The sequence below is a fragment of the Bradyrhizobium sp. genome, assembly GCF_019244115.1.
Lineage (GTDB): Bacteria > Pseudomonadota > Alphaproteobacteria > Rhizobiales > Xanthobacteraceae > Bradyrhizobium.
Map to the genome: position 1 here is coordinate 1 of NZ_JAFATE010000894.1, position 2,892 is coordinate 2,892.

Here is a 2,892-nt window from a genome sequence, read left to right on the forward strand (position 1 = left end):
AGGCTATCGGCGAACGCATCGCCGCGTGGACATGGGATGCAGCCGGGAAGGAGCAGCGCACCGCTGAACGCGGGACCGCCAAAGAATTTGGAGCCCGAGATCAGCACCATGTAGCCGCGATCGAGATAGTTTTGGAGTCGCGTACGGGTGAGCCGCATCTGGCAGGCATCGACGACGACTTGAACCCTTTGCGGCCATCGACGGCCGATGTCCGCAAGGCAGGCCGCGCCCGGCGCGCCCCAGCCGAGCTTGGAGGAGTCCATGACGTGCAGCAGCACGTCCGAGCCGCCCGCCACGGCAGCCTCGATGGCGCGCAGTACGGCGTCGTCGATATCCGCCCTCGCCGCGCAGCCGGCGGTTCCATCAAACAACGGCAATCCCATGCTATCGCAAGACAGACCCGGGATCGGCGCATCCTTGCCGACCACGCTCCCACGCGCCGTCAGATTGGCGAAGTGACGCCCGCGCGCGGTGTGGAACGTGCCGCTGCCGGTCTGATCACAGCCAACGACGATCGTTGTCAGAACAGCTTCCGAGCGGCAGCGCGCGAGAAATAGCGCATGAAGCTGCGCATCGGTGCCCGAGGCTGAGAAGATCACGGCGACGTCGTTGGGCAGTTCCAGACAGGCTTTCAACTCCGCGCGCATCGCCTCGATGCGGGTGTCGAACGCCTCATCCAGCCCGACATCGATCGCCGCGCGCAACAGTTCTTCACGCGCCAAGCCCGCGCGCGCATAGGCCCGCTCCGAGATTGTAGACGCGGTGCTGGAGGCGAAGCTCCATATGTCTGGCGACGGCGATGGTCCGCAGCCGTAAGCATTCAGCCTCGCTCTGTCGAGCGCCAGGCGCGGATCACCGCCGCAGGTGAGCAAGTCGTCGAGAGGCGCAAAGAGATCGCGCAGCCCAGCGGCGACGCCGCCAGCCGGGCCGGGAATTTCGGCGGCCTGCAACCGGCGCTTGGCGAATGACATGGCTCTGATCTCAGGCCGCGTCAGCCGCGGTCGGAGCGGCCGCGAATTGCGAAGCAACATCGCCGTGGAAGACCGAGGGTCCGACATGGTCGAGGCGGCTGTCGAGATCGGCCCAGATCTCGCCGCCGAGGTCGGTCCAGCGCTTGCAGAATGCAAAATCCTCGCTGAGATAGGTTCCGGTCATGGGATCGATCATGCATTCGAACAGCGCGAAGCGGTTTTGGCTGCCGGCCAGTGCATCCTGCGAATGCTCGCGGAAGAACTGCAGCGACGCGTAACCGGGGTGACGGCACATCGTTTGCAACACGTTGCGCCGGATCATCAGAAAGCCGGTGCCGGCATAGCGCACGCGGGCAAAGCCGTTGACGACGACGACGCGATCCGGATTGTCGATCTCGAGCACGTAGTCGAGCGAAGCCGCGGGCAGGTTCGGCCGGTTCGCCTCGATGGCATGCTTGGCCTTGGTCCAGTTGACCCGCTTGATCGGATAGACGCCGGCCACCACGTCGGCACCCGACTCGATCAGGCGGAACACCTGCTCCGGCGCGAATCCGATGTCGGCGTCCACGAACAAAAGATGCGTCGCGGTGGGATCGTCGAGAAACAGCGTGACCAGGTTGGCCCGGGCGCGCGTGATCAGGGCATCGCCGTCCCGCAGATGCACCTTGAGATCCAGATTGGATTTGGAGCGAACCGCGCTCTGCAGGCGGAAGACCGAACTCGCGTAGATGCTGGAGACCTGCCCGCCGAAACAGGGGGTCGCAACCACAAGGTGGATCTGCTCGCTCATGACTGCCTCCAGCACTGCGGTCGTGCGCCGCAAGTCCCACCAAAGCGTAAAGAGACGTGGTTAATGAAACCCTAATATGAACGGGCTCAGGTCGGCAGGAACTTGACCAGCGACAGCTGCGACAGCATCGAGGTCGTCTGGTAGGACGCCTGCAGGCTGGTCTGCAGCTGCAGGATCTCGCTCGCCACCTGGTCCTGGGAAATGCCTTCGGTCTGGTCGATCAGCGTCTGCAAGGCGTTTTTGGACTGGGTCTGCCGCGCCTGAGCATCCTTCATCGCGGTCTGTGCGTCGGCAAAGTCGGTCTGAATGTCGGAGATGGTCTGCTGCCCGGCCTGCGGCGTTAGGTTGGCGGCGGTGCGCTGGCTCAGCGCTGAGACTTCCGCGCCCGAATTGACACCCGTCGGCGATGTCGTCGTCGCCGCATAGACCGCGACGGACTGCAGCACCTGGCGGATCGCCTGCTCGTTGGCCTGGGCACCGAACTGCACCGATTGCGCCTGATCGACGCGGATCGTTGCGGTCGAGCGCGCCGAGCCGGGCCCCGAATTGCCGGTATACCAGGAGACCGTGTTCGCCGAACCGTTGACGAGCGACGTCGCACTCCCGAGCGGCGAGCCAGAGACCCGGAGCGGCGGCTGGGCCGCCGTCACCGGGCTGGTGGCAAAGCCGAGCGCGGCGAAAGCCGCGGCATTTGAGCTGCTGACCGACAGCGTCGAGGCGTTGTCCGTGTGCAGCGTGATGACGCCGCCCGAAATCGTCGAAGGCGTCGAGGTGCCGGTCAAGGCATCGATCTTCTTCAGAAGCGTCTGTATATTGTCAGTGACGTTGATCTGGTTGTTGCCGGTCGCACCAGACGCCACGAAGGTGATGGTCTGACCGTTCACGGTGATCGTGTCATTGGCGGCAAAGCTGGACGTCAGCGAATCCGAGCCGGCGGCTCCCGACAATGCCGTGATGCCGGTGATCGGCCCGGGTGTCGGCAGCACCTGGTTCTGCCGGACCGCTCCGGTCGCGGTGCCGTCGGTGTTGAAGAAATTGTCGCCCGCTTCGACCGCCGATGCCGCAACCAGCGAGGTGTTCGCCAGCGTGCCGATCGCGGCGTTCAGCGCATTGTTCAGATTGGTCGCGGTG

Annotated in this window: 1 protein-coding gene and 2 pseudogenes; all 3 read right to left on the bottom strand. The window is 64.7% G+C overall.

The genetic code is table 11. The annotated features are described in order from the left end of the window. Nucleotides 1-971: pseudogene (locus JOZ76_RS37310) on the bottom strand (hypothetical protein); the annotation flags it as partial. A 10-nt stretch (nucleotides 972-981) separates the two neighbouring features. After that, the gene (locus JOZ76_RS37315) at nucleotides 982-1,761 is read right to left on the bottom strand and encodes a hypothetical protein (RefSeq protein ID WP_291706371.1); all 780 of its coding nucleotides are present in this window, start codon (nucleotides 1,759-1,761) and stop codon (nucleotides 982-984) included. Between the two features lie 86 nt (nucleotides 1,762-1,847). Further along, nucleotides 1,848-2,892 (bottom strand): annotated as a pseudogene (locus JOZ76_RS37320) (flagellar protein); the annotation flags it as partial.